This is a genomic window from Rheinheimera sp. MM224 (assembly GCF_947090785.1).
Classification (GTDB): Bacteria; Pseudomonadota; Gammaproteobacteria; order Enterobacterales; family Alteromonadaceae; genus Pararheinheimera.
The window spans coordinates 3,496,259-3,517,195 of the sequence record NZ_OX352320.1 but is presented as its reverse complement, the minus strand read 5'-3'; the positions used below and the strand labels follow the sequence as shown (position 1 = coordinate 3,517,195).

Genomic DNA, 20,937 nt, shown 5'->3' with positions numbered 1-20,937 from the left:
AAGGAGCATTGATGCCTAGCCATTGCAACCAAAGCTATCCTCAGAGCTACAGCCAACAAGGCATTGCATTGATAGAAATTCTGATCTCAGTGCTGGTGCTGGGCATAGGTTTATTGGGGATAGCCGCTTTGCAAAGCAGTTCAGTGCGCTATAGCCAAAGTGCGCAGGAACGCACTACAGCTTTGATTCTGGCTGGCACTTTAACTGAAATCATGCGATCAAACCCTGACGTGGCGCGTTCTGGCTCTTACGCCGGAGATTGCGAATCCGAATTGCTGGCCGAATGGGCACTGCAGTTGCAAACCGCAACAGGCACAACAGCCTGCCCTGAAGTTGCATGGGATGCAGGGGCTGGTGTTTATACCATCAGCATCAGCTGGCAAGATGAGAAGGTTACAGGGGCCACCAATTTTGCCATTCAGGTGCGGCCATGAAGCAGCAACGGGGTTTTACCTTATCCGAACTGATGATCGCCATGGTGTTGGGCTTGTTACTGACGGGTGCAGTGATAGGTGTCTACTTATCCAATAGTAAAACGGCCGAACTGAATGCTGTGCTTGGCGAGTTGCAAAATTCAAGCCGCACCACCTTTGAGCTAATGGCGAATGACATCCGGCGCTCCGGTTATATTGGCTGTGGCAATTCTTCCCGGGTCGTCAATGTGCTCAATGCGGCCAATGTAGCGGGTTCTGCCTGGGCTATCTGGAATGGCGGTATTGAAGGTTTTGAGCAACCTGCTCCTGCTATCAACGGAGTCAATCCGCTGGCCGATACAGACGCTATCCGGCTGATGTTTGGCTCTGGTCGCAGCTACAGTGTCGAATCGCATGATGCCGCTTTGAGTCAGTTGGTTCTGAGCTCTGAACATCAAATTCAAAGCGGCGACTTGTTGATCCTCTGTGACGAAGCATTAAGCAGCATTTTCAGTGCAAGCAGTACAGATTTGACCAGCGTGTTCCACGAAGTTAGTGCCAGCAATTGCACCTCAGGCATGGGCTTTCCATTGTTGTGTGATGGTGCCAGCGGCACTGTAAAACAGTATGCGGTCAATGCGATGCTGATGAATTTTGATTCAGTCAGCTGGTATATAGCTGCCAGTAGCGATAAGCAAAGTACATCTTTGTTTCGGGTCAGAAATAACAGCGCTGCTGAAGAAATTCTTTATGGCGTCAGCGATTTACAGCTGGAATTTATGGATGAGCGCAGCAGAAGCTGGCGTGATGCTGATCTGGTGGTGGACTGGATGGATATTATTTCAGTGCGTATTTCGCTGCAGTTTATTGCTACCGGATCTTCGGATCTGCAGTTACCTGAACAAATGAGCCGGATGAACTACCAGATCAGCATCAGGAACAGGATTTAGCTATGAAAACTACAGCCCGGTTCTCTTATCCCGCACAACAGCAAGGTATAGCGCTGGTGATCAGTTTATTGTTGTTATTGGCCATTACGCTGGTGGCTGTCAGCAGTATGCAGTCAAGCTTATTACAGGAACGTATGAGTGCCAATTTGTACGACAGACAAGTGTCTTATCAGCAGGTTGAAGCTGCTTTGCTGGAAGCTGAGGTGATGCTAAACGTCAATGACCCTGTAGCTTTGATTGATGGCGCAGGTGTCTATGATTTGCCTGTCGCTGGTGCTGACGACCGTTGGAATGACAATGGTTTACTCTGGTTGTCTGCTACGACACTGAACGACAACAACGAAACCGGTGCGCAGTACCTGATTGAATACATGGGCGACTGGCCCTATCCGCCTGAATGTGCTGATGTCGCCAGTAAAGATAAAATTTCAGTAGGGTGTTTATCACCTACTTTCCGTATTACGGCACGCACAGTGTCGGACAACGGCAGAGCTGCTGTCATGCTGCAAAGTTTGTTCAGACGCTAAACTGCAAAGGCTGATGTAATGAAAATACAAACATCCTGCACAAAAATTATGCTGGTCAGCCTGATGCTCACCAGCTCCTGTAGTTTTGCAGCCTTGGATTTAACTTCGCCACCCTTGCAAACCGGCAGCTCGGTAGAACCCAATATCATGTTTATGATTGATGATTCGGGTTCTATGCACTGGGAAATTACACCTGATTTGTATGCGGATGATCCGCATTATGTGTATCCCAGAGTCACAGGGCTTTATGGTGATTCGGATGCAACTCATCAGGTGGTGTCATTTCGGGATGAAAGTAACGCAACTAACCTCAACGCAGCCAATAACAACGAAGCTTTATTTGCCAGAGCGCTGCGCTCTTATGCACTGAACAAGTCCTACTATAATCCGTCTATTACCTATAAACCCTGGATCAAAGCAGACGGAACTTCCTATCCAAACTCTAATCCGGCAGCTGCTTATCACCATCCGTTTCGAACCTTCAAAGGCAGTCGCAACCTGACGGTGAATGAAACTTCCAGTGCAGGATGGCGGTATTGCACTATTACCGCCACAGCTAAAAGCAGCTGCCAGAATGTGACGGCTAGCCGTACTTTTTATCCCGCTGTGTATTACAACCATACAGGCGGCAGTTTATTTACCTACACCAATTACCAGCGTATAGAAATTAACGCAGCGACTTTAAGTTATAGCGGCGAAGGACGTGACAATCGCACCGACTGTACTGCAGGAACCTGCAGTTATGTGCAGGAAATGCAGAATTTTGCCAATTGGTATACGTATTACCGCTCCCGTTTGTTGGCTTCGCAGGCCGGTATAGGCCGGGCTTTTTCTACCCAAACTGAAGCTTTACGGGTTGGTTTTGGCGCGATAAACAAAGGCAGCAGTACTGTCGATGGTGCAGCTGTCAGTACTGTGATCAACGGGGTGCGGCCTTTTACCGGTGGTGACAAACAAAGTTTTTACGATCAGCTGTACGAGCGGGTATATGCCTACAACGGCACGCCTTTGCGTAAGGCGCTCAATGATGCAGGACTGTATTACTCCAGAACTGACAACAAAGGGCCTTGGGGGGGACCCCAGGTACAGACGATGACACCCAGCATATTATGTGTCGTCAAAGTTACAGCATACTGATGACAGACGGCTATTGGAGTGAGGACAGCGCTTCGCAGGCCCAAACAGCGGCTGCACGCTCGAATAACGATGGCAGTACCACCAACAACCAAACCATTCCTAAGCCCGGTGGAATCTCTTATGTGTACGCAGCAACCGGGCCTTTTTCTGACGGTCGCAGCAATACACTGGCCGATGTGGCTATGTACTACTGGAAGCGCGATTTACGCACCGATCTGGATAACTTAGTGCCGACCAGCCCGATTAACCCTGCATTTTGGCAACATATGGTGACTTTTGGTGTTGGGCTTGGCGTGGAAGGCACCATAAGTTCAGCGACAGCTTTTAACGCCATAGGCGCAAGCAGTGCTATTTCCTGGCCTGATCCTCTGGCAACACAACCGGCAAAAATTGATGATTTATTGCATGCGGCGGTGAACAGCAGAGGCGGCTTTTTTAGTGCCGCTGACCCTGATACTTTTGCCACAGGCTTATCCAATACCTTATCCGCTATTATTGCCCGCGTTGCTTCTGGTTCAAATTTAGCCGGCACCACCACTTCATTACAGGCTGAGCAAAGCGTGTATCAGGGCCGTTTTAACAGCGGTGACTGGAGTGGTGATTTGGTGAATTACAACATTGAAGACACCACCAGTTATGTCTGGAGTGCGGCTGAAGAAATGCCGGACTGGGACGACAGAGTGATTTATTTTGGTAAAACCGAAACCTCTGCGGACGTATTTATCTGGGCGAATTTAACCAGTGGCGTCGGGAGCCAGCAGGCTGCTTTGGGCAGCAGTAATGTGGTGGATTATCTGCGAGGCAATCCGGCACTGGAGCAACAAAATGGCGGCAGCTATCGCAATAGATCCACAGCTTTAGGTGATATAGCCAACTCTTCGCCAGTCTATGTTGGCGCTCCTGTTAATTTTAATTACCACTCGTACAACTGGCCTGAAGCCAGCAGTTACAAGGCTCATGTGGCCGCTTACAGAGCCCGTCAGCCATTGATTTATGTCGGCGCCAATGACGGTATGCTGCATGCGTTTAATGCGACGACCGGAGCTGAGGCTTTTGCTTATGTACCACGCCAAATGCTGACCGCCGCGACAAACCTGAAAGCTTTAAGTGAACCCAATGTCAGTGGTGTGATTCAAAAAGACTATTTTGTGGATGGCACAGCGGTGTCGGCCGATGTGTATTTTGACGGCAGTTGGCGCACAGTATTAGTGGGCAGCACTGGGCGCGGAGGAAACAGTATCTTTGCTCTGGATATTACCAACCCGGCTCAAATCAGCGAGGCCAGTTTATTGTGGGATAAAAGTTATCCGCAGTTAGGGATCACCACAACCAAACCTATTATCACCCGTTTAAATAACGGTAAATGGGGGGTGGTGATTGGGTATGGTTACAATAACAGCACGGGCCGGCCGGGTTTGTTAGTGCTGGATATTGAAACCGGCGAATCTATGGTCAGCGGGGATGATTTAGAGATCGCTAGCGGTTCTGGCGATAATGGTCTGGGGCAGATTGAAGGCTGGGATTACAGCAAAAACGGCAATACCGACTGGATTTTTGCCGGAGATTTACAGGGTAATGTCTGGAAGTTTGATTTATCGTCCAATAACCCCAGCAATTGGGCTGTAGCTTATGGCGGCGGCCCTCTGTATCAGGCTGAAAATGCAGCCGGAGATCCACAATCCATCACAGGTGGCATAGCGCTTGGCTCTGAACCTAAAACCGGCAAGCTGTGGGTGTTTTTTGGCACAGGCCGTTATCTGGAAACCCCGGATCCTCAACTGGACGACGAACAAAGCTGGTACGGCATTATGGATGGCACGGCTTTATCTGGCCGCACTTTGCTTAAAGAGCGCATTTTAACCAATGTCAGCCACAGCAATGGCACCGAAGGGCGTACTGTATCTTCTTCTGCAGCCAACGACATGGCGGGTTTTAAAGGCTGGTTTATCGACTTACCCGATGAGCGCGAGCGCATAGTGTCTTCGCCCCGTTTGGTCGGCACGACCTTAGTGGTCAACAGTATTATTCCCGACAGTAATGTGTGTAATCCGGAAGGGGATGGCTACGTGATGGCAATAGACCCTTTTCACGGCGGCCGCTTGAAATACCATTTCTTTGATATTTCAGGCGACGAAGATTTTAATCAGGACGATGGCGTGAACGAAGGCGATGAGGTGGTGGAATTATCCGGCGTACGTTTTGACAGTATGCCCACTGAACCGCTGTTTTTTGAAGACAAAATGGCGGTGGGTTTAGCCGACACCAATGTGGTGAATTTAGACGTAAACACCCAAATCAGACGTGGCCGGGTGTCATGGCGCGAGGTAGACAACTAATGCAAACAAGCAAAAATCGTGGCTTTTCCCTGATTGAGCTGTTAATCGCTATTACCATAGTGGGTACATTAACCGCCATAGCTGTGCCTTCTTATCAGGGCTATATGCTCAGCAGCGCCAGAGCAAGCGCCGCCGCCTGTTTGTTGGAATACGCTCAGTTTATGGAAAGGGTGTATACCACCAATATGACCTACGCCACCAACAATGGTGACGCTACTGAATTGCCTGAATTGCAATGCAGCAATGATTTATCTGAACGTTTTAGCTTTGATCTGGATGATTTAGACAGCCGCACTTTTACGCTAACCGCAACGGCGACTGGCGCACAAGCAAGTGACGACTGCGACTCGTTAAGTTACAACCAGGCCGGTATTAAAGGCGCCAACGGTGGCACTGGTGCGACCATTGTGAAAAAGTGCTGGTAGGATTTGACCTTTTGAGGAACAGAGGTAAATTTAAGGTAAATGGACTTTGATGGGCACATGGATATGCCAAATGCCTCTGGTTTCACCTTAACCGAAGTTTTGATCAGTTTATTATTGTTGTGCCTGACGGGGCTTGGAGCCTTAGGCGCTTCTTTGCTTGCCCGTCAGCAAGTGATTATGGCGACACAGCAAACCATAGCTTTGGCCCTGACCACTGAATTAGCCGGACGAATGGCAAGCCATAACAACTCAGCTGAACTTTACCAGGGTATACATCCACTCTGGACTGCAGAACAGCCCGCCGATTGCACCGAAAGCTATTCTTGTGATGCAGAGCAATTGAGCCAGTACCATTTATACAGTACCTTAAGTGCTTCTGGTCATCCGCAAAGCTTGCAGTTATTACAGCAACCCGCGCTTTGCATTCGTCAGCAGGCCGATCAAAAACTTATACAGTTAAGTTGGCGCTCTTTGGCTAAAGTGCAAATTCAACGTCCGTCATCCGTTTGTGATGTATCACCCAACCGGCTGCAAGTTTCTATGGTAGTGCCTTGAAATGCGCGGTTTCACTTTACTGGAGTTGTTGGTCAGCCTGACTTTGGGGTTAGTGCTGATGACCTTTTTGATTGGGACTGTATTAGCGACTCAGCAGTCCAACCGTCAAACTCAGCAGTTGGTACAATTGCAGCAGAATAGTCAGATGTTGATGAGTCTGTTTCAGGCTGAGCTACCCAATCTGATGTTTTTTGCCGGTCGTAGTCTGGCTGATGTGGCGTCAGCTTCCCATCAGCTTGCTCCTGTACTGGGCGACTGTGTTGCAGAAACTGATGCTGGTAGTTTTCCTGTTAAAGGTCAGCCCTATCTGAGTTTGTATGCTGAGTTGGTGCAGCAATACAATCATCTGGATTGTCTAAGCCAGCCCAAACCCGGCTCTGAATTATTGCAGTTCAAACGTATTGTCGGCAGCAGTTTGGCTGCGACTCAGATGCGCTCAAACCGGTTTTATTTTGAAACTTCAGCAGCAGGCAGTCAATTTGTCACCAGCTCAAGCGCTGATCTGGTGCCTGATTCTATGTATTGGCCTTTTACCCATCAGGTTTTTTATATCAGTGAACAAAAACATGCTGGCGACATAGTGCCGGTGCTGATGCGTAAACGTTTGATCCGCAATGCTGCCGGCCAAAGCATTATGAGCACAGATTCTGTGATGGATGGGGTTGAGAGGATGCATTTTGAATTTGGTCTTGATGCCAATTTAGATGGTCAGGTTGACTATTACCTGAGTACAGCACAGATGCAGCCAGAGCATTGGCAACAACAAAAGCATCGCATTATCAATATTAAGTTTTACTTGCTGTTACGCAGTTTAGACGAGGATTTTAGTTACCAAAACAATCAGCTTTATCAAATGGGGCAAGAGTGGTTTAAAGCTCCTTCTGATCCGTTTCGACGCCTGTTAGTCAGCAGTTCTGTGGCATTTAGCAACACACGCTTATAAAAGGAGGTCGTTATGATGTTGAGTTCTAAAGGTTTTATTCTGGTCACCACCTTAATACTAATGCTGATTTTAAGTTGCATGACCTTACCTATGCTAGTGCAGACACAATTAAGTCAAAAGTTGGCAGGCAGTGCCACTTTATCTTCTCAATTAAAGCAACAAACCCAAAGTAAGCATGCACAGCAAATACTGCAACTTAAGCAAGGAGCTGCGGAAGCAGGTATTTTTGTTCTGGTGCCATGCCCTGCATTGTATGCCGCCTGGAGTGATATCTCGCTGAAGTGCGAGTGGCATCAGGTTCAGACGACGGAGCGATCTGTCCATCATCAACATAGTGTCACCAGCTTTCTGGTCAGGCAATCTTTGCCTGAAGGAGGCAGGGATGGAGTTTTATAGGCTGGGCTTATGTTTATTGTTATGCAGCCATCCCCTTTTGGCAGAGCTGTACTGGAGCCATATTCCAGAAGTGGGTTCTGTGCAGCTGACTGAACTTACCACTGAGCAGCATGATTTGCTTTCGGATCATCTGAAACTCAGTGCAGAAGAAACAACACAGTGGCTTACGGAGTTGCCTGAACTGCTGGACGCTTTGTCTTGCAGCACACTGGATGTACAAGCCCAGGCCTTACCTGCCTATATTGATGCCAGTTATAAGCTGGTGAGCTATGCCGGTGTGCTAAAACTCTTTACAGATGACAAGGCGAAAAAGACCATTTGGTGGTTGCCATGGGGTTTGTTACCAGTACTGTCGCAACTAAAGGCTCAACTGACTGATCTCGATCAACAGACGCATCAACCCTTACTGCTCACGGAGCAACAGCTCGGGATTAAGGGTCAGCTGATTATGGTCAGTGGCAGCAGTAACAGCAGCCCTCTGTATTTCGCGTTAGAGCTTCGTAGCCTTGAACAGGTTGAACTTTTGTGGTCTGTAAGTTCAGCCACAGCGGGTTTTGACGATTTAGCCGGATCTATGGCACAGCCCTTGTTAGTGCTGCATGCGACCAATAAACCAGCATTACCTGCTTTGTCGCTTTTATTGCCCAATACGGCAGATACTGAGCAGCGAACTCTGGTGTACAAAGTGGATCTGAACACGGGATCTGTGCAAGCCAGATTAACGACGGATCAGAATGTATCTATGCTGTCAGGGGCAATGACGCTGTATGATCACAATAGAGATTCCAATGCAGAAAGCCTGATTTTCAGCACTAAAGCGGGTCAAATCTGGCAGGCTCATATGGAGAATAACCAGTTTTATGATGTCAAAGCTGTCGCTGACTTATCCGGGCTGAAATTCAGCGATATCCAGTTTATCCGCACTTTATATGCAGCTGTGCCTGTAGGTGGTTCAGGCAGCGACTTTCATTCACGGCGCAGCCAGTGGCTGGTGCTATTGGGGGCCTTGCAACAACAAAACAGTGTTTTTGTTGTTTTGAAACAGCAAGACGGACAGCTTTCGAACTCCTCTGATTTGGTCGACAGAACTTTACCTCAGGCGCCTGAGCTTGCGGTATTAACACCACAGCATTGGCAACTCATTCAGCAAAAAAATGGCTGGTACAGTCAATTAACCGGGCGTCTGACCCATATGCCTGTTGTAGCAGCTGGTGTGGTTTACCTCACGTTATTAGATCAGAGTGCTGAGCATCTCTGTAGCCTCGAACATAGTTCTTCAGCCCTGATGGCTTTGCATTTACATCATGCTTCTGCTGTTTATCGCGACCCGATTTTACCTCTGGATGAGGCTGTGGGACCGCTTAAGGTGAAAGCAAACACCCAAGGTGGTTTTGCTTTGATTGAGCAAAATCGTCAGCAGGTGTTGATTGAGAATATGTTGGAGATCAGTCCTGACTGCACTCATTGCAGCAAGACTATTCAGCAAGGCAGCTTCCCGCGCTGGCAGTTGATGGGCACTTATCATAATGAAGAAGGAGCTTATGAATGAAATTCAGGGGGCGGGGTATAGGTATTATTGAGCTGTTGGTCGTGCTGGCTATTATGGGGATTTTAGCTTCTGTGTTATTACCAGGCTATCAGGATCATGTGCTGAAAAGCTACAGAGCCGAAGCCATGCAAGCCTTGTTGAAAGTGGCAGGTTTGCAGGAAATGTTGCTGGTGGATCAGCGGCGATACAGCGCAGATCTGACAGAACTGGGGTTTGCGACGAAGCAGTTTTTGACCGAATCAGGCCGTTATAAAATTAGTGCAGTGGTCACAGAACAAGGGTATCAACTGAAAGCTCAGGCCCAACAAGCTCAGACAGAAGATAAAAGTTGTCAGGTATTTTTGCTTAATAATTATGGTCAAAAAAGTAGTGAACCAGGCTCAGTCTGCTGGACTTATTAAGCCAATAATACTAATAAGGGCATGACGTATTTTCTTGCCATAAACGGCTTCGTCCGGCTTGGCTAACCGTTAATCTGAAATGCCAGTGATATGGCTCTTTGCTGCAATAGACAAAGGTACCGGACTCTAATAAATCCAGACTGCCGTCACTGCGAAATTGCAGTGACGGCCTGCTATAAAACAGTTGATGGCTGTGGACTGGATGCTTAAGTTCCCGCAGCAATAGATCCTGCCAGTTTTTTAACGCTTTTTGATGCAATTGAATGGGAGCAGAATTCCAGTCTGAACTGCAGACTACGCCATGACGTGGGCAAATCTGCACCGGATGTTGCTGAGCTATCGCATGTACTCTGGCATAGGCTAAATGTTGGCTGAGTTGTCGCATAAAATATTCAGCCTGCAAACGCTGCCAAAGTTCCCGCAGATTTGGCATACCCACAGCCGATACTATGGCGATAATAGCCAGTACTAATAAAACCTCGATCAGGCTAAAGGCAGCAGATGTTCTGGGGAGGCGATGTGCATTCATATGCGAAAACATCCCTATGGATTTGTCTGACTAAGTTTAGTTGCATTTATGTTAAATATCTAAAATTGCCGTGGGATCGTGCTTATGAAGATGCTCGATTGAGTCCGGCGGCAAAAATCGCTACCATAGCGGCAGTTTTTTCATCCTTTAGTGCAGGTTCAGATGTCCTCTGCTGTCTCTATTACCCTGGTGCAGCAGCCCTTTATTGTGGCTGCTGTGGCGCAAAACACCGCCAAAGTGCTGGAGATTGCCACAGGCAGTCAAAGCGATTTGTTGTTATTTCCTGAGCTAACCTTAACAGGCTACCCGCCAGAAGATTTATTGCTGCGCGGCGACTTTCAGTTGCTGGTCGAGCAAAGTCTGCAGCAGATTTGTGCGGCTAAGCTGCCAAATACACTGGTTGTGGGTCACCCATGGCGCGATGGCGAAGCCTTATATAACGCAGCTTCTGTGATTCAAAAAGGTGAAGTGATAGCGCGTTATTACAAACAAGCGCTGCCCAATTACGGTGTCTTTGATGAAAAACGTTATTTTACTGAAGGCACTGAAGCCTGTTGTTTCGAGCTGAAGGGCCAACGTTTTTCTGTACTGATTTGCGAAGATGTCTGGCAAGGTGCTCCTGCCGCTTTGGCCAAAGAACAAGGTGCAGACTGGGCTTTGGTGCTGAACGCTTCCCCTTATGAAATAGGTAAAGCCCAGCAGCGCGAAGACTTATTACAAACCCTGGCCAAACACCTGCATTTAGGTTTTGTTTATGTCAATCAGGTGATAGGTCAGGACGAGCTGGTGTTTGATGGCCAGTCCTTAGTGGTCAGTCCGGAAGCTCAACTGCTGTTTCGTGGTAAAGCCTGCGAGAGCGAACTTGCAACGGTCAATTTAGCGACCCGTGGTCAGCATTATGGTCATGTAGAGCTTGCACCACGCTTATCGGTCGAAGCTGAAGTTTATGCTGCTTTAGTGATGGCCACCCGTGATTATATTCAGCACAACGGTTTCCCTGGCGCAGTGCTGGGTTTATCCGGAGGTATCGATTCAGCCTTAACGCTGGCGATAGCAGCAGATGCGATAGGCGCTGACAAAGTTCAAGCTCTGATGCTGCCTTTTGCTTATACCTCCTCTATGAGTGTGGAAGATGCCAAAGCTCAGGCAGACGTGATGGGCGTTGAGTTTGATTCGGTGTCTATTGAGCCTATGTACAACAGCTTTATGCAGCAGTTAACACCGTTGTTTAAAGGCCGTGCTAAAGACACCACAGAAGAGAACCTGCAAGCCCGTATTCGGGGTGTGTTGTTGATGGCGATGTCGAATAAAACTGGCCGTATGCTACTCACTACAGGCAATAAAAGTGAAAACGCTGTAGGCTACTGCACTTTGTATGGGGATATGTGTGGTGGTTTTGCCGTCATTAAAGATGTGCCAAAAACCCTGGTGTATCGTTTAGCAGAGTATCGCAACAGCATTTCGCCTGTGATCCCACAACGGGTTATAGACAGACCACCATCTGCTGAGCTGGCGCCGGATCAAACCGATCAGGACAATCTGCCGCCTTATGATGATTTAGATGCAATGATTGAAGCTTATGTCGAACAGGACCTGTCACTGCCCGCCATAGTGGCTATGGGCTATGATGAAGCCACAGTTCGCAGGGTTTTAAACCTGATTGATATCAACGAATACAAAAGACGCCAGTCGGCCGTGGGTCCAAAAGTGACCAGCCGCAACTTTGGTAAAGACAGAAGATACCCCATCACATCGTGGATGCGGAAACAGCGCTGAGGAAGTCATGAAAAAAGTTGAAGCTATTATTAAGCCTTTTAAATTAGACGACGTACGGGAAGCTCTGGCCGAAATTAATATCACCGGCATGACAGTGACTGAGGTCAAAGGCTTTGGCCGTCAGAAAGGTCATACCGAACTGTACCGTGGTGCAGAGTATATGGTCGACTTTTTGCCTAAGGTAAAAATTGAATTGGTACTGCCGGATGAACAGGTGGAACGTTGTATTGATGTGATTATCAAAACAGCTCAAACAGGCCGCATTGGTGATGGCAAAATTTTTGTGTTTGATGTGGAACGAGTGATCCGTATCCGCACAGGCGAAGAAAACGAAGACGCAGTATAAAACCAGGCGTTAATAAAAAGGGGGTAAAGCCATTGGCTTTGCCCCCTTTTTCGTTAGATCTTTTTGTATTTAATGCGGTGCGGTTGCATTGCATCTGAGCCGTAGGTGGCCTTCATCCAGGTCTCGTAGTCTGAATAGTTACCTTCGAAGAAGTTCACTTTGCCTTCGTCGCGGTAATCCAGAATATGAGTGGCAATACGGTCAAGGAACCAACGGTCGTGCGAGATCACCATGGCGCAGCCAGGGAAGTCGAGGATGGCGTTTTCCAGTGCACGTAATGTCTCAACGTCCAGGTCGTTAGTTGGTTCATCGAGTAACAGCATGTTGCCGCCAGCTTTTAACAGCGCAGCTAAATGCACACGGTTACGCTCACCACCGGACAATTCACCGATAAACTTCTGTTGATCGTTGCCTTTAAAGTTAAAGCGACCGACATAAGCACGGCTTGGAATCTGGAAGTTACCAATTTGCAGAATATCCTGACCGTTGGAGATTTCCTGCCACACAGTGTTTTTAGGATTCATGCTGTCACGGAACTGATCAACGCTGGCGATTTGAACTGTATCGCCGACTTCAATAGTGCCGCCATCAGCCTGTTCCATGCCGGTGATCATTTTAAACAGTGTCGATTTACCAGCACCGTTCGGGCCGATAATACCTACAATGGCACCTTTTGGAATGCTGAAGCTTAAATCGTCAATCAAGACACGATCGCCAAAGGTTTTACGCAGGTTTTTCACTTCCAGCACTTTGTCGCCTAAACGTGGTCCTGGCGGAATAAACAGCTCGTTGGTTTCGTTACGTTTCTGGAAGTCCTGGCTTTGCAGTTCTTCAAAACGGGCCATACGGGCTTTGCTCTTGGCATGACGGCCTTTTGGATTGGTACGAACCCATTCCAATTCCTGTTTGATAGAACGCTGACGCGCGTTTTCGCTACGTTCTTCCTGCTCAAGACGGGCATCTTTTTGCTCTAACCAGGACGAGTAGTTACCTTCCCATGGAATACCTTCACCGCGGTCCAGCTCTAAAATCCAGCCTGCCACGTTATCGAGGAAATAACGGTCGTGGGTAATAGCCACAACTGTGCCTGTGTAATCGTGCAGGAAACGTTCTAACCAGGCCACAGATTCAGCGTCTAAGTGGTTAGTCGGTTCGTCCAGCAGCAACATGTCTGGTTTTTCTAACAGCAAACGACAAATCGCAACACGCCGGCGTTCACCACCTGATAAATTTTTAATCACCGCATCCCAGGCTGGCAGACGCAAAGCATCGGCAGCACGGTCAAGAATATTGTCGAGGTTATGACCTTCTTTAGCCTGAATAATAGCTTCCAGCTCACCTTGTTCACGGGCTAAAGCGTCGAAGTCTGCATTTTCTTCAGCATAAGCAGCATAGACCTGATCCAAGCGGGTTAACGCGTTTTTCACATCGGAAACTGCTTCTTCAACCACTTCACGCACAGTTTTTTCCGGATCAAGCTGAGGTTCCTGTGGCAGATAACCAATATTGATCCCAGCTAAAGGACGGGCTTCACCGTCAAACTCTGTGTCCACGCCAGCCATAATGCGCAGCAAGCTGGATTTACCTGAACCGTTTAAACCCAAAACACCAATTTTTGCACCTGGGAAAAACGACAGCGAAATGTCTTTTAAAATAGTGCGTTTTGGTGGCACTACTTTCGACATGCGGTACATGCTGTAAATATACTGAGCCATAAGAGTCACTCATCTTGTTGTTTAGAATGCGGCAATTGTACGTTATTTTTAAAAAACAGGGGAACAGCACCAGACAGTAAAGGGGATTTTAATTCGTCTTTAATCTGGTTTTCTGGTCTAATAGTGCCAATTAAACTAACAGTTCATATTAAAGGTGGTTGCCATGGGCGAATATTCACATGATCCGGTGTTTCAAAATTTTATTGCTGAAGCCAAAACTCATGGCGTGGTTTGGACTTTAGCAAACGGCGAAGATTTGCTGGTGGTCGAGTCTGTTGATTTTGAAGATACAGACGTGATGCCATTCTGGTCTAGTCAGGAAGCGGCTTTAGTGCACTGTTCTGAAGAATGGTCAGATTACAAACCTGAAGCTATTCCACTGGATGTATTCTGTGAAGGCTGGTTACAAGAAATGTACGACGACGGCGTACTGATTGGCACCAACTGGGATGAATCTTTAAATGGCCCTGAAGTTGAGCCGCGTGAAATTTTAGAAGCTTTGGCTTTAGTGCAATAAAATTTTCAAATGAAACAGGCGACGCAAGTCGCCTTTTTTGTATCTGCATGAATTTTATATCGGCGTGAAATAACAGCCTCTGATGGACGGTCTGTTGTTATAGCTCAGATCCAGCATCTGACTTGGTCCGTATCAGTTCATATCCTTTAATCACAGGAGCTAATAATGAAAACAATGAAGAAAATGCTGACTGCAGCACTGTTGCTCAGCGCGAGCGGCGTCGCCTTTGCCAATAGCTGTGGCGAAATTTTGGGCCATTCACTGCCGCAGTTACGTAAAAAAGAAACTCTGGATTTATGTGAAACCTACAAAGGTAAAACCTTGCTGATTGTGAATACCGCCAGTAAATGTGGTTTTACGCCGCAGTTTAAATCTCTGCAGGCGTTATACGAAAAATATCAGGATAAAGGTTTAGTAGTATTAGGTTTCCCGTCAGATGATTTTATGCAGGAGCATGATGACGCGGAAAAAACGGCTGAAGTCTGTTACATCAACTACGGTGTGACTTTCCCCATGTTTGCCACCAGCGCTGTGCGTGGTGATGACGTGAACCCGGTATTTAAAGCTTTAATCGCCAAAACAGGTGAAAAGCCGTCCTGGAATTTCAACAAGTATTTGGTTAGCAAAGATGAGCAGCAGGTCAAACACTTTGGCAGTAAAGTCTCACCAGATGATGCTGATTTTTTGAAAGAAGTAGAAGCTTTATTAAAAGCTGACTAAGTCCGTTGCTATTACATACCAAAGGTCAGCTGATGCTGGCCTTTTTTTATTCTGTTTGTTCAGTATGAAGCCTGCTTGCTTATTCCTTTAGTGAAGTTTAATATTTCTTTTAGTTATTAAAACGATCTGGTTTTTTATGTCGGCTCTGGTACTGATTTCAGCCTTAATTATCGGCTTAAGTGTGGGTTTGTTAGGTTCAGGCGGCTCAATTCTGACCGTACCTGTGCTGGTGCATTTAGTGCAGTTACCAGAAAAAGTGGCCATAGTCTCGTCTTTGGGTGTGGTGGCTCAAATCAGCTTTATCGCTTTATTGCCTTATCTGTGGCGTCGTCATCTCGACTTTGTTTTATTTAAACGTTTTGCGGTTCCGGCTTTTTTTGGGACTCTACTGGGTGTTGCTTTAGCTCAATGGCTGCACTCTTCTGTGCAACTGCTGATCCTAGCCGTTTTGATGCTAGGCAGCGCGGCTAATATGTGGCGCAAGACCATTTGGCAGTGGCAAATCCAGTCTCCCTGGCTGTTGGCTGCTCTGGCGATGTCTTTAGGTATGTTAACTGGTTTGGTTGGTGTTGGCGGTGGTTTCTTAATAGTGCCGTTGTTGCTGGCTGTTACTGTGATCCCAATGTCTGGAGCTATAGCCTGTAGTCTGGCGCTTATTTTCCTGCAAAGCAGCACGGGTTTTATCAGCCATTATTGGTTGATGTCTGCCCAGGGCGAAACTTTACCGCTGGAGCTGATTGGTTGGTTAGGCTTGATAGGTGCTTGTGGTAGCCTGCTCGGCATTATCTTGTCCGCTTACATTCCCCAGTTATGGGTGCGGAAAACCTTTTCCGCACTGTTGGTTGGTACAGCAGTTTCGCTGCTCTGGCCAATAGTCCGCTGATAGTGTGTTCATAGTTCAGGCGGATGGCTGAAAACCCTCATCCACTTCTGTCGCCTGATGGGTTGCAGCAACCCGCGCTAATTCATCACAACGCTCGTTTTCAGGATGCCCGGCATGCCCTTTTACCCAATGCCAATTTACTTTATGCCCCTGACAGGCTGCATCTAAACGGCGCCATAAATCCTGGTTTTTTACAGGTTCTTTCTGACTGGTTTTCCAGTTGTTTTTTTTCCAGTTGGCCAGCCACTGCGTAATACCCAAACGAACATATTGGCTGTCTGTGGTTAAATCCACATCACAAGGTTGAGTTAAACTTTCCAGACCGACAATAGCAGCCAGCAATTCCATGCGGTTATTGGTGGTTTGCTTGTAGCCACCAGACATTTCTTTTTGATGCTGTTGATAGCGTAAAACTACGCCGTAACCACCAGGTCCCGGGTTTCCAAGACAAGACCCGTCTGTATAGATTGCTACTGTTTTACGCATCGATGCTTCCCACAACTGAAATCGGCGTATAATCTAACGTAAAAGCGCTAAGAACACGAATCAGAATGCTGAAAAGACAGATAGTACTCGACACCGAAACCACAGGTTTAAGCCCGCAAGAAGGCCACCGCATCATTGAAATTGGTTGCGTGGAGCTGATTAACCGCCGCCTGACTGGCAATAACTTCCATGTCTATTTGCAGCCCGACCGGCTGATTGATCAGGAAGCTATAGCGGTTCACGGTATTACCAATGAGTTTTTAATTGGTAAACAACGTTTTGCCGAAATAGCACAGCAGTTTTGCCAGTACATAGCTGGCGCTGAACTGGTGATCCATAACGCGGCGTTTGACGTCGGCTTTATTAATCACGAGTTTAATCTGCTACGCCCGGCACTTGCTCCTGTAACCGATATATGTGGTGTGCTGGATACGTTAAAAATGGCACGGGAAGCGCATCCTGGGCAGAAAAATAACCTCGATGCCCTGTGCCGTCGTTACGACATCAACAACAGCCACCGTACCTTACACGGCGCCTTGTTGGATGCTGAAATTCTGGCTGATGTTTATCTGGCGATGACAGGGGGTCAGGTGAGCTTAAATTTAGCCAATGATGAACAAGCCGCAGCGCAACAAAATGTAGTGGTAGGGCAACTCAAACGAACCAGTCGTTTACCTGTGGTGTTTGCCTCTGAAGCGGAATTGCAGTCTCACGAGCAACGTCTGGATCTGGTGCAGAAAAAAGGAGGGAGTTGCTTGTGGCGAAATTAATTTATCTGTTGATGCTCTGTTTTAGCCTGCAGCTTTGGGCGCAGGATGCCACTACAACAACAGAAGCGAAACAAGCTGTTGACGATCCAACAGGCTTAAGTCTGTTACCGGACTTAGCTGCCAAAAACCAGATCCCGCTCTTTGATAACAGATTCCGCATCGATTACGAAGTGGAGGAAATTACCATGGTGTTTTTCCGTAAAAGGGGCTCGCCTTCCATTATTTTGGTCAGGCCTGATGGCAGCAAAATCAATGTGGTGAATGCCAGCAAACAGGACGTCGACTGGTATGACGATCAAACTTATGATTTGATTAAAATTAAAAAACCTACTCCGGGTCCATGGCAAGCATTAGGGCAAATTTTGCCAGAAAGCAAAATTATGGTGCTGACGGATATCGAACTGAAAGTGGATCCATTGCCTGATCATTTAATGACAGGCGAAACCATTAAAGTCACAGCGACACTGACCAATGGCGGTAAGCCCATAGTTGCCAAGGACTTCCGTGATTTATTACGTCTGGATGTACTTTTTATCAGTAGCAATGATGCAGAGTACGAGAACTTTGGTGCCGGTGTTATTGAACTGACGACTTTGACTGATGATGGCCGTAACTTTGATGAACGGCCACGGGATGGTATTTTCACCGGCGAATTTAAGTTAGAGATGAAGCCAGGGTTGTGGCAACCTAAATTTGTTGTAAAGACACCTTTGTACACTCGAGAAGTGACACAGGAGCCAGTGATTTTACATAAAAGCCCAATCAGCTATGAGGTTGCACAGGCAACAAAAGCTGAAGACCTGCATTGGCTGACCTTTAAAGTGACAGATCCAATGATTAACCCTCAGTCTGTTGCCTTGCAGGGGAAAGTCCGTTTCCCTAACAATGAAGTGCAAAGTTTTACTTTGGGCGAAAGTGCCGAAGTGGATAAAAAGCTGAAAATTGTTAATTACGCCAGCGGCACCTATAAAGTAGAGAGCACCTTGTTTGCTCAAACTGTCAATGGGCGTGATGTGGTGATCACATTGCCTATGACTTCTTTTGTCGCTGAAGTTGTTGAACCTGTGCCTGTTGCTCCTGCCGTCACTGAAGAAGGTGCTGCATCCACAGAAGCGGCGCAGCTTGCGAAAACTGCAGCAGCTTTACCAGCTATTGAGCCTGTAGTGGAAGAAGAGAAATCCTTTCCCTGGGTATTAGTGATCCTGAGCAATATAATCATTCTGGGTGGTGGTGGTTTTGCTATCTGGATGGTTGCCACGGATCGTTCATTTAAGACCTTGTTCTCGAAAAAGAATAACTCGATGGATTTAGATAGCCTGGCGATGCCGGGAGCTTCTGAAGCAAAAATGAGCAGCGCGGCACAAAAAAACGCCAGGAAAAACGACATTATGGAACTTTCTTTGCCGGATGATTAAGGAATAAACAAAAGCGGCAAAAAAGTCGTTGACGGCCCTCCGGTGAATCCGTATTATTCCCGCCGCAACGCAGCATACCCAATTGAAAATGCTGCGGTGTATTGGCGCGGAGCGGTAGTTCAGTCGGTTAGAATACCGGCCTGTCACGCCGGGGGTCGCGGGTTCGAGTCCCGTCCGCTCCGCCAATTTAATAAATGCTTCTTCGGAGCGGTAGTTCAGTCGGTTAGAATACCGGCCTGTCACGCCGGGGGTCGCGGGTTCGAGTCCCGTCCGCTCCGCCACTTAAGCATTTATAGTTTGTCTGATTCCGGAGCGGTAGTTCAGTCGGTTAGAATACCGGCCTGTCACGCCGGGGGTCGCGGGTTCGAGTCCCGTCCGCTCCGCCAATTCAGCAAACAAGCCATTAGAGCGCAAGCTCACTCCAGCGCGGAGCGGTAGTTCAGTCGGTTAGAATACCGGCCTGTCACGCCGGGGGTCGCGGGTTCGAGTCCCGTCCGCTCCGCCATTTTACTGGGTTCTAAATTCAGTAAAAAATGAACCAGCCTTGAGCTGGTTTTTTTATTTGAAATTTAAAAGGCTGTCTGGCGACAGCAGTTCAGTCGGTTGCTCTCTGTTAAAGCATGGCCGGCCTGTCACGCCGGGGGGCGCGGGTTCGAGTCCCGTCCGCTCCGCCATTTTACTGGGTTTATTGCTCAGTAAACAAAACAACCAGCCTTGAGCTGGTTTTTTTATATTTCAAATTCACAAAGCTGTCTGACGACAGCAGTTCCGTCGGTTGCTCTCTGTTAAAGAATGGCCGGCCTGTCACGCCGGGGGTCGCGGGTTCGAGTCCCGTCCGCTCCGCCATTTTACTGGTGTAAAGACCAGTAATAAGATCAACCAGCCTTGAGCTGGTTTTTTTATTCGCAGCCATCCATGGCGCTCACCCTGTCGGGCCAACGCTACGCGTTGTTCAAAATTGCTCCGGGCAATTTTGTACTCTTAAAATTCGGTCATCTGCCGGCAGCAGTTCAGTCTATTGCTTACGGTCCTCTATAAACTTCTGCTTTTTCTGACCTTTTTGTCCTTTAGCTGCGTTTACCGTATTAGAATGCATCATCATGCCTCTACTTATGCCGGAGCCTCTATGATCAAAACTGCCGTTATTGGCTATGGCTTGTCTGCCAAAACCTTTCATTTGCCTTTTATTTTGCTACAACCAGAGCTTGAGCTGGTGGCGATCAGCAGTAGCCAGCCCGAATTGCGGCTGGATTATCCGGATATAAAGCATTACCAAAATGCTGATGAGCTTATCCGTTTATCGGATGCAGAGCTTGTAGTCATCACCTCACCTAATGACAGTCATTACCCGCTGGCAAAACAAGCTTTGCTGGCCGGAAAACATGTGTTGGTGGAAAAACCTTTTGTGTTGACGGAGGCGGAGGGGCGGGAGCTGTTTGAGCTGGCTGACCAAAAACAACGCCAGCTTTTTGTTTACCATAACAGGCGGTTTGACGGCGACTTTCTGACGCTACAGCAGTTGCTACAGTCGGCTGAACTGGGATCTATCCGTTATTTTGAATCGCACTTTGACCGTTTCCGGCCTGTACCAAGGCCACGCTGGCGTGAATTGCAAGGAGAGGGGACCGGGATTTTATATGACCTGGGGCCACATCTGATTGATCAGGCCATCGCCTTATTTGGTGCCCCAGCAGCATTAACGGCACGCTGTCGCGCTTTACGTCAGGGCAGTGACGCTGTGGACTATTTTCATTTGATGTTGCACTACGCCGACAAAGAAGTCGTGCTGCATTCCAGCCCTTTTTGTGCGCTGCCAACCACTCGTTTTATTCTGCAGGGTGATTTAGGTTGTTACCATAAAACAGGCTTGGATCCACAGGAAGATGCATTAAGAGCAGGTCAAAAACCTGTTGGTGCACAGTGGGGATTGGAGCCGCAAACCATGTATGGGGTAGTGGCTAATGCCGATGGACAAAAAACTTATCCAACTTTAGCCGGCAATTATCAGCTGTTTTATCAGCAACTGGTGGCCGCTTTGCAGCATGGCAAAACCAGCCCTGTTTCTGCAACCGAAGCTTTGCAAGGCATTCGGTTGATAGAACTGGCGCTGCATAGTCAGCAGCGTGGCTGCACAGTGGAGTTCTGAGC

General features: G+C 47.7%; 23 protein-coding genes and 4 tRNA genes. 23 read left to right on the top strand and 4 right to left on the bottom strand.

The annotated features are described in order from the left end of the window. Positions 1 to 11: 11 nt before the first annotated feature. From pilV to OM978_RS16585, 11 genes are read left to right on the top strand one after another with little or no spacing between them, the layout of a single operon-like run. A complete protein-coding gene (pilV, locus tag OM978_RS16635) occupies positions 12 to 434 on the top strand; it encodes a type IV pilus modification protein PilV (protein WP_264343389.1) in 423 nt (140 codons plus the stop codon). Next, positions 431 to 1,363, top strand: coding sequence for a PilW family protein (locus tag OM978_RS16630; protein WP_264343388.1), 933 nt, complete (start codon positions 431 to 433; stop codon positions 1,361 to 1,363). Before pilV ends, OM978_RS16630 begins: the two co-directional genes overlap by 4 nt. Before the next feature lie 2 nt (positions 1,364 to 1,365). Then, a complete protein-coding gene (locus tag OM978_RS16625; protein ID WP_264343387.1) occupies positions 1,366 to 1,890 on the top strand; it encodes a PilX N-terminal domain-containing pilus assembly protein in 525 nt (174 codons plus the stop codon). 18 nt (positions 1,891 to 1,908) lie between these two features. Continuing rightward, the gene (locus tag OM978_RS16620) at positions 1,909 to 3,027 is read left to right on the top strand and encodes a hypothetical protein (protein ID WP_264343385.1); all 1,119 of its coding nucleotides are present in this window, start codon (positions 1,909 to 1,911) and stop codon (positions 3,025 to 3,027) included. Then, entirely contained in the window at positions 3,000 to 5,363 is a 2,364-nt protein-coding gene (locus OM978_RS16615; RefSeq protein WP_264343384.1) for a pilus assembly protein, read from the top strand. The genes OM978_RS16620 and OM978_RS16615 overlap by 28 nt, the downstream gene beginning before the upstream one ends. After that, on the top strand, positions 5,363 to 5,788 hold the full coding sequence (locus tag OM978_RS16610) for a type IV pilin protein (RefSeq protein ID WP_264343383.1): 426 nt from the start codon (positions 5,363 to 5,365) through the stop codon (positions 5,786 to 5,788). Before OM978_RS16615 ends, OM978_RS16610 begins: the two co-directional genes overlap by 1 nt. Positions 5,789 to 5,827: 39 nt before the next feature. Further along, entirely contained in the window at positions 5,828 to 6,343 is a 516-nt protein-coding gene (locus tag OM978_RS16605) for a prepilin-type N-terminal cleavage/methylation domain-containing protein (protein ID WP_264343382.1), read from the top strand. Between the two features lies 1 nt (position 6,344). Next, positions 6,345 to 7,286: a PilW family protein gene (locus OM978_RS16600; RefSeq protein WP_264343381.1), complete on the top strand. Its 942-nt coding sequence runs from the start codon at positions 6,345 to 6,347 to the stop codon at positions 7,284 to 7,286. Positions 7,287 to 7,298: 12 nt separating this feature from the next. Next, a complete protein-coding gene (locus OM978_RS16595; protein ID WP_264343380.1) occupies positions 7,299 to 7,682 on the top strand; it encodes a hypothetical protein in 384 nt (127 codons plus the stop codon). Beyond that, on the top strand, positions 7,669 to 9,231 hold the full coding sequence (locus OM978_RS16590) for a hypothetical protein (protein ID WP_264343378.1): 1,563 nt from the start codon (positions 7,669 to 7,671) through the stop codon (positions 9,229 to 9,231). The genes OM978_RS16595 and OM978_RS16590 overlap by 14 nt, the downstream gene beginning before the upstream one ends. Beyond that, a complete protein-coding gene (locus tag OM978_RS16585) occupies positions 9,228 to 9,632 on the top strand; it encodes a type IV pilin protein (protein ID WP_264343376.1) in 405 nt (134 codons plus the stop codon). The genes OM978_RS16590 and OM978_RS16585 overlap by 4 nt, the downstream gene beginning before the upstream one ends. A gap of 10 nt (positions 9,633 to 9,642) precedes the next feature. On the opposite strand, the gene OM978_RS16580 is transcribed toward OM978_RS16585, so the two are convergent. Next, positions 9,643 to 10,161: a GspH/FimT family pseudopilin gene (locus OM978_RS16580; RefSeq protein ID WP_264343374.1), complete on the bottom strand. Its 519-nt coding sequence runs from the start codon at positions 10,159 to 10,161 to the stop codon at positions 9,643 to 9,645. Between the two features lie 162 nt (positions 10,162 to 10,323). On the opposite strand from OM978_RS16580, the gene OM978_RS16575 reads away from it, so the two are divergent. Together OM978_RS16575 and glnB are read left to right on the top strand one after the other, a co-directional pair. Further along, the gene (locus OM978_RS16575; RefSeq protein WP_264343372.1) at positions 10,324 to 11,937 is read left to right on the top strand and encodes an NAD+ synthase; all 1,614 of its coding nucleotides are present in this window, start codon (positions 10,324 to 10,326) and stop codon (positions 11,935 to 11,937) included. Between the two features lie 7 nt (positions 11,938 to 11,944). Beyond that, positions 11,945 to 12,283 carry a nitrogen regulatory protein P-II gene (glnB, locus tag OM978_RS16570; protein ID WP_053425941.1) on the top strand — a complete coding sequence of 113 codons (339 nt, stop codon included), beginning with the start codon at positions 11,945 to 11,947 and terminating at the stop codon, positions 12,281 to 12,283. A gap of 53 nt (positions 12,284 to 12,336) precedes the next feature. On the opposite strand, the gene ettA is transcribed toward glnB, so the two are convergent. Further along, entirely contained in the window at positions 12,337 to 13,998 is a 1,662-nt protein-coding gene (gene ettA, locus OM978_RS16565; protein WP_264343370.1) for an energy-dependent translational throttle protein EttA, read from the bottom strand. A gap of 163 nt (positions 13,999 to 14,161) precedes the next feature. Between ettA and OM978_RS16560 the strand changes: the two genes are divergently transcribed. The 3 genes from OM978_RS16560 (at position 14,162) to OM978_RS16550 (ending at position 16,118) form a co-directional block, all read left to right on the top strand. Then, on the top strand, positions 14,162 to 14,515 hold the full coding sequence (locus OM978_RS16560; protein ID WP_127025572.1) for a DUF2750 domain-containing protein: 354 nt from the start codon (positions 14,162 to 14,164) through the stop codon (positions 14,513 to 14,515). Between the two features lie 165 nt (positions 14,516 to 14,680). Continuing rightward, a complete protein-coding gene (locus OM978_RS16555) occupies positions 14,681 to 15,235 on the top strand; it encodes a glutathione peroxidase (protein ID WP_264343368.1) in 555 nt (184 codons plus the stop codon). Positions 15,236 to 15,371: 136 nt separating this feature from the next. Continuing rightward, on the top strand, positions 15,372 to 16,118 hold the full coding sequence (locus OM978_RS16550) for a sulfite exporter TauE/SafE family protein (protein WP_264343367.1): 747 nt from the start codon (positions 15,372 to 15,374) through the stop codon (positions 16,116 to 16,118). A 15-nt stretch (positions 16,119 to 16,133) separates the two neighbouring features. On the opposite strand, the gene rnhA is transcribed toward OM978_RS16550, so the two are convergent. Continuing rightward, positions 16,134 to 16,604 carry a ribonuclease HI gene (gene rnhA / locus OM978_RS16545; protein WP_233011066.1) on the bottom strand — a complete coding sequence of 157 codons (471 nt, stop codon included), beginning with the start codon at positions 16,602 to 16,604 and terminating at the stop codon, positions 16,134 to 16,136. A gap of 65 nt (positions 16,605 to 16,669) precedes the next feature. On the opposite strand from rnhA, the gene dnaQ reads away from it, so the two are divergent. The 6 genes from dnaQ to OM978_RS16515 all read left to right on the top strand — a co-directional run bounded on the left by dnaQ (position 16,670) and on the right by OM978_RS16515 (position 19,294). After that, positions 16,670 to 17,374 (top strand): DNA polymerase III subunit epsilon, encoded by a 705-nt coding sequence (gene dnaQ / locus OM978_RS16540; protein ID WP_264343366.1) that lies wholly within the window; start codon positions 16,670 to 16,672, stop codon positions 17,372 to 17,374. Next, positions 17,362 to 18,789 carry a TIGR03503 family protein gene (locus OM978_RS16535; protein WP_264343365.1) on the top strand — a complete coding sequence of 476 codons (1,428 nt, stop codon included), beginning with the start codon at positions 17,362 to 17,364 and terminating at the stop codon, positions 18,787 to 18,789. Before dnaQ ends, OM978_RS16535 begins: the two co-directional genes overlap by 13 nt. Before the next feature lie 108 nt (positions 18,790 to 18,897). Beyond that, positions 18,898 to 18,974, top strand: a tRNA-Asp gene (locus OM978_RS16530). 19 nt (positions 18,975 to 18,993) lie between these two features. Beyond that, positions 18,994 to 19,070 (top strand) — tRNA-Asp (locus tag OM978_RS16525). A 28-nt stretch (positions 19,071 to 19,098) separates the two neighbouring features. Continuing rightward, positions 19,099 to 19,175 (top strand) — tRNA-Asp (locus tag OM978_RS16520). A 42-nt stretch (positions 19,176 to 19,217) separates the two neighbouring features. Further along, a tRNA-Asp gene (locus tag OM978_RS16515) sits at positions 19,218 to 19,294 on the top strand. A gap of 180 nt (positions 19,295 to 19,474) precedes the next feature. Here the strand turns inward: OM978_RS16515 and OM978_RS16510 are convergent. After that, entirely contained in the window at positions 19,475 to 19,702 is a 228-nt protein-coding gene (locus OM978_RS16510; RefSeq protein WP_264343364.1) for a hypothetical protein, read from the bottom strand. A gap of 213 nt (positions 19,703 to 19,915) precedes the next feature. Between OM978_RS16510 and OM978_RS16505 the strand changes: the two genes are divergently transcribed. After that, positions 19,916 to 20,935 carry an oxidoreductase gene (locus tag OM978_RS16505; RefSeq protein ID WP_264343363.1) on the top strand — a complete coding sequence of 340 codons (1,020 nt, stop codon included), beginning with the start codon at positions 19,916 to 19,918 and terminating at the stop codon, positions 20,933 to 20,935. Positions 20,936 to 20,937: the final 2 nt, after the last annotated feature.

Excerpts from the sequence above, each read along its gene's own strand:
- pilV (WP_264343389.1), top strand. The coding sequence starts at position 12 with ATGCCTAGCCATTGCAACCAAAGCTATCCTCAGAGCTACAGCCAACAA.
- OM978_RS16630 (WP_264343388.1), top strand. The coding sequence starts at position 431 with ATGAAGCAGCAACGGGGTTTTACCTTATCCGAACTGATGATCGCCATG.
- OM978_RS16625 (WP_264343387.1), top strand. The coding sequence starts at position 1,366 with ATGAAAACTACAGCCCGGTTCTCTTATCCCGCACAACAGCAAGGTATA.
- OM978_RS16620 (WP_264343385.1), top strand. The coding sequence starts at position 1,909 with ATGAAAATACAAACATCCTGCACAAAAATTATGCTGGTCAGCCTGATG.
- OM978_RS16615 (WP_264343384.1), top strand. The coding sequence starts at position 3,000 with ATGTGTCGTCAAAGTTACAGCATACTGATGACAGACGGCTATTGGAGT.
- OM978_RS16610 (WP_264343383.1), top strand. The coding sequence starts at position 5,363 with ATGCAAACAAGCAAAAATCGTGGCTTTTCCCTGATTGAGCTGTTAATC.
- OM978_RS16605 (WP_264343382.1), top strand. The coding sequence starts at position 5,828 with ATGGACTTTGATGGGCACATGGATATGCCAAATGCCTCTGGTTTCACC.
- OM978_RS16600 (WP_264343381.1), top strand. The coding sequence starts at position 6,345 with ATGCGCGGTTTCACTTTACTGGAGTTGTTGGTCAGCCTGACTTTGGGG.
- OM978_RS16595 (WP_264343380.1), top strand. The coding sequence starts at position 7,299 with ATGATGTTGAGTTCTAAAGGTTTTATTCTGGTCACCACCTTAATACTA.
- OM978_RS16590 (WP_264343378.1), top strand. The coding sequence starts at position 7,669 with ATGGAGTTTTATAGGCTGGGCTTATGTTTATTGTTATGCAGCCATCCC.
- OM978_RS16585 (WP_264343376.1), top strand. The coding sequence starts at position 9,228 with ATGAAATTCAGGGGGCGGGGTATAGGTATTATTGAGCTGTTGGTCGTG.
- OM978_RS16580 (WP_264343374.1), bottom strand. The coding sequence starts at position 10,161 with ATGAATGCACATCGCCTCCCCAGAACATCTGCTGCCTTTAGCCTGATC.
- OM978_RS16575 (WP_264343372.1), top strand. The coding sequence starts at position 10,324 with ATGTCCTCTGCTGTCTCTATTACCCTGGTGCAGCAGCCCTTTATTGTG.
- glnB (WP_053425941.1), top strand. The coding sequence starts at position 11,945 with ATGAAAAAAGTTGAAGCTATTATTAAGCCTTTTAAATTAGACGACGTA.
- ettA (WP_264343370.1), bottom strand. The coding sequence starts at position 13,998 with ATGGCTCAGTATATTTACAGCATGTACCGCATGTCGAAAGTAGTGCCA.
- OM978_RS16560 (WP_127025572.1), top strand. The coding sequence starts at position 14,162 with ATGGGCGAATATTCACATGATCCGGTGTTTCAAAATTTTATTGCTGAA.
- OM978_RS16555 (WP_264343368.1), top strand. The coding sequence starts at position 14,681 with ATGAAAACAATGAAGAAAATGCTGACTGCAGCACTGTTGCTCAGCGCG.
- OM978_RS16550 (WP_264343367.1), top strand. The coding sequence starts at position 15,372 with ATGTCGGCTCTGGTACTGATTTCAGCCTTAATTATCGGCTTAAGTGTG.
- rnhA (WP_233011066.1), bottom strand. The coding sequence starts at position 16,604 with ATGCGTAAAACAGTAGCAATCTATACAGACGGGTCTTGTCTTGGAAAC.
- dnaQ (WP_264343366.1), top strand. The coding sequence starts at position 16,670 with ATGCTGAAAAGACAGATAGTACTCGACACCGAAACCACAGGTTTAAGC.
- OM978_RS16510 (WP_264343364.1), bottom strand. The coding sequence starts at position 19,702 with ATGGCTGCGAATAAAAAAACCAGCTCAAGGCTGGTTGATCTTATTACT.
- OM978_RS16505 (WP_264343363.1), top strand. The coding sequence starts at position 19,916 with ATGATCAAAACTGCCGTTATTGGCTATGGCTTGTCTGCCAAAACCTTT.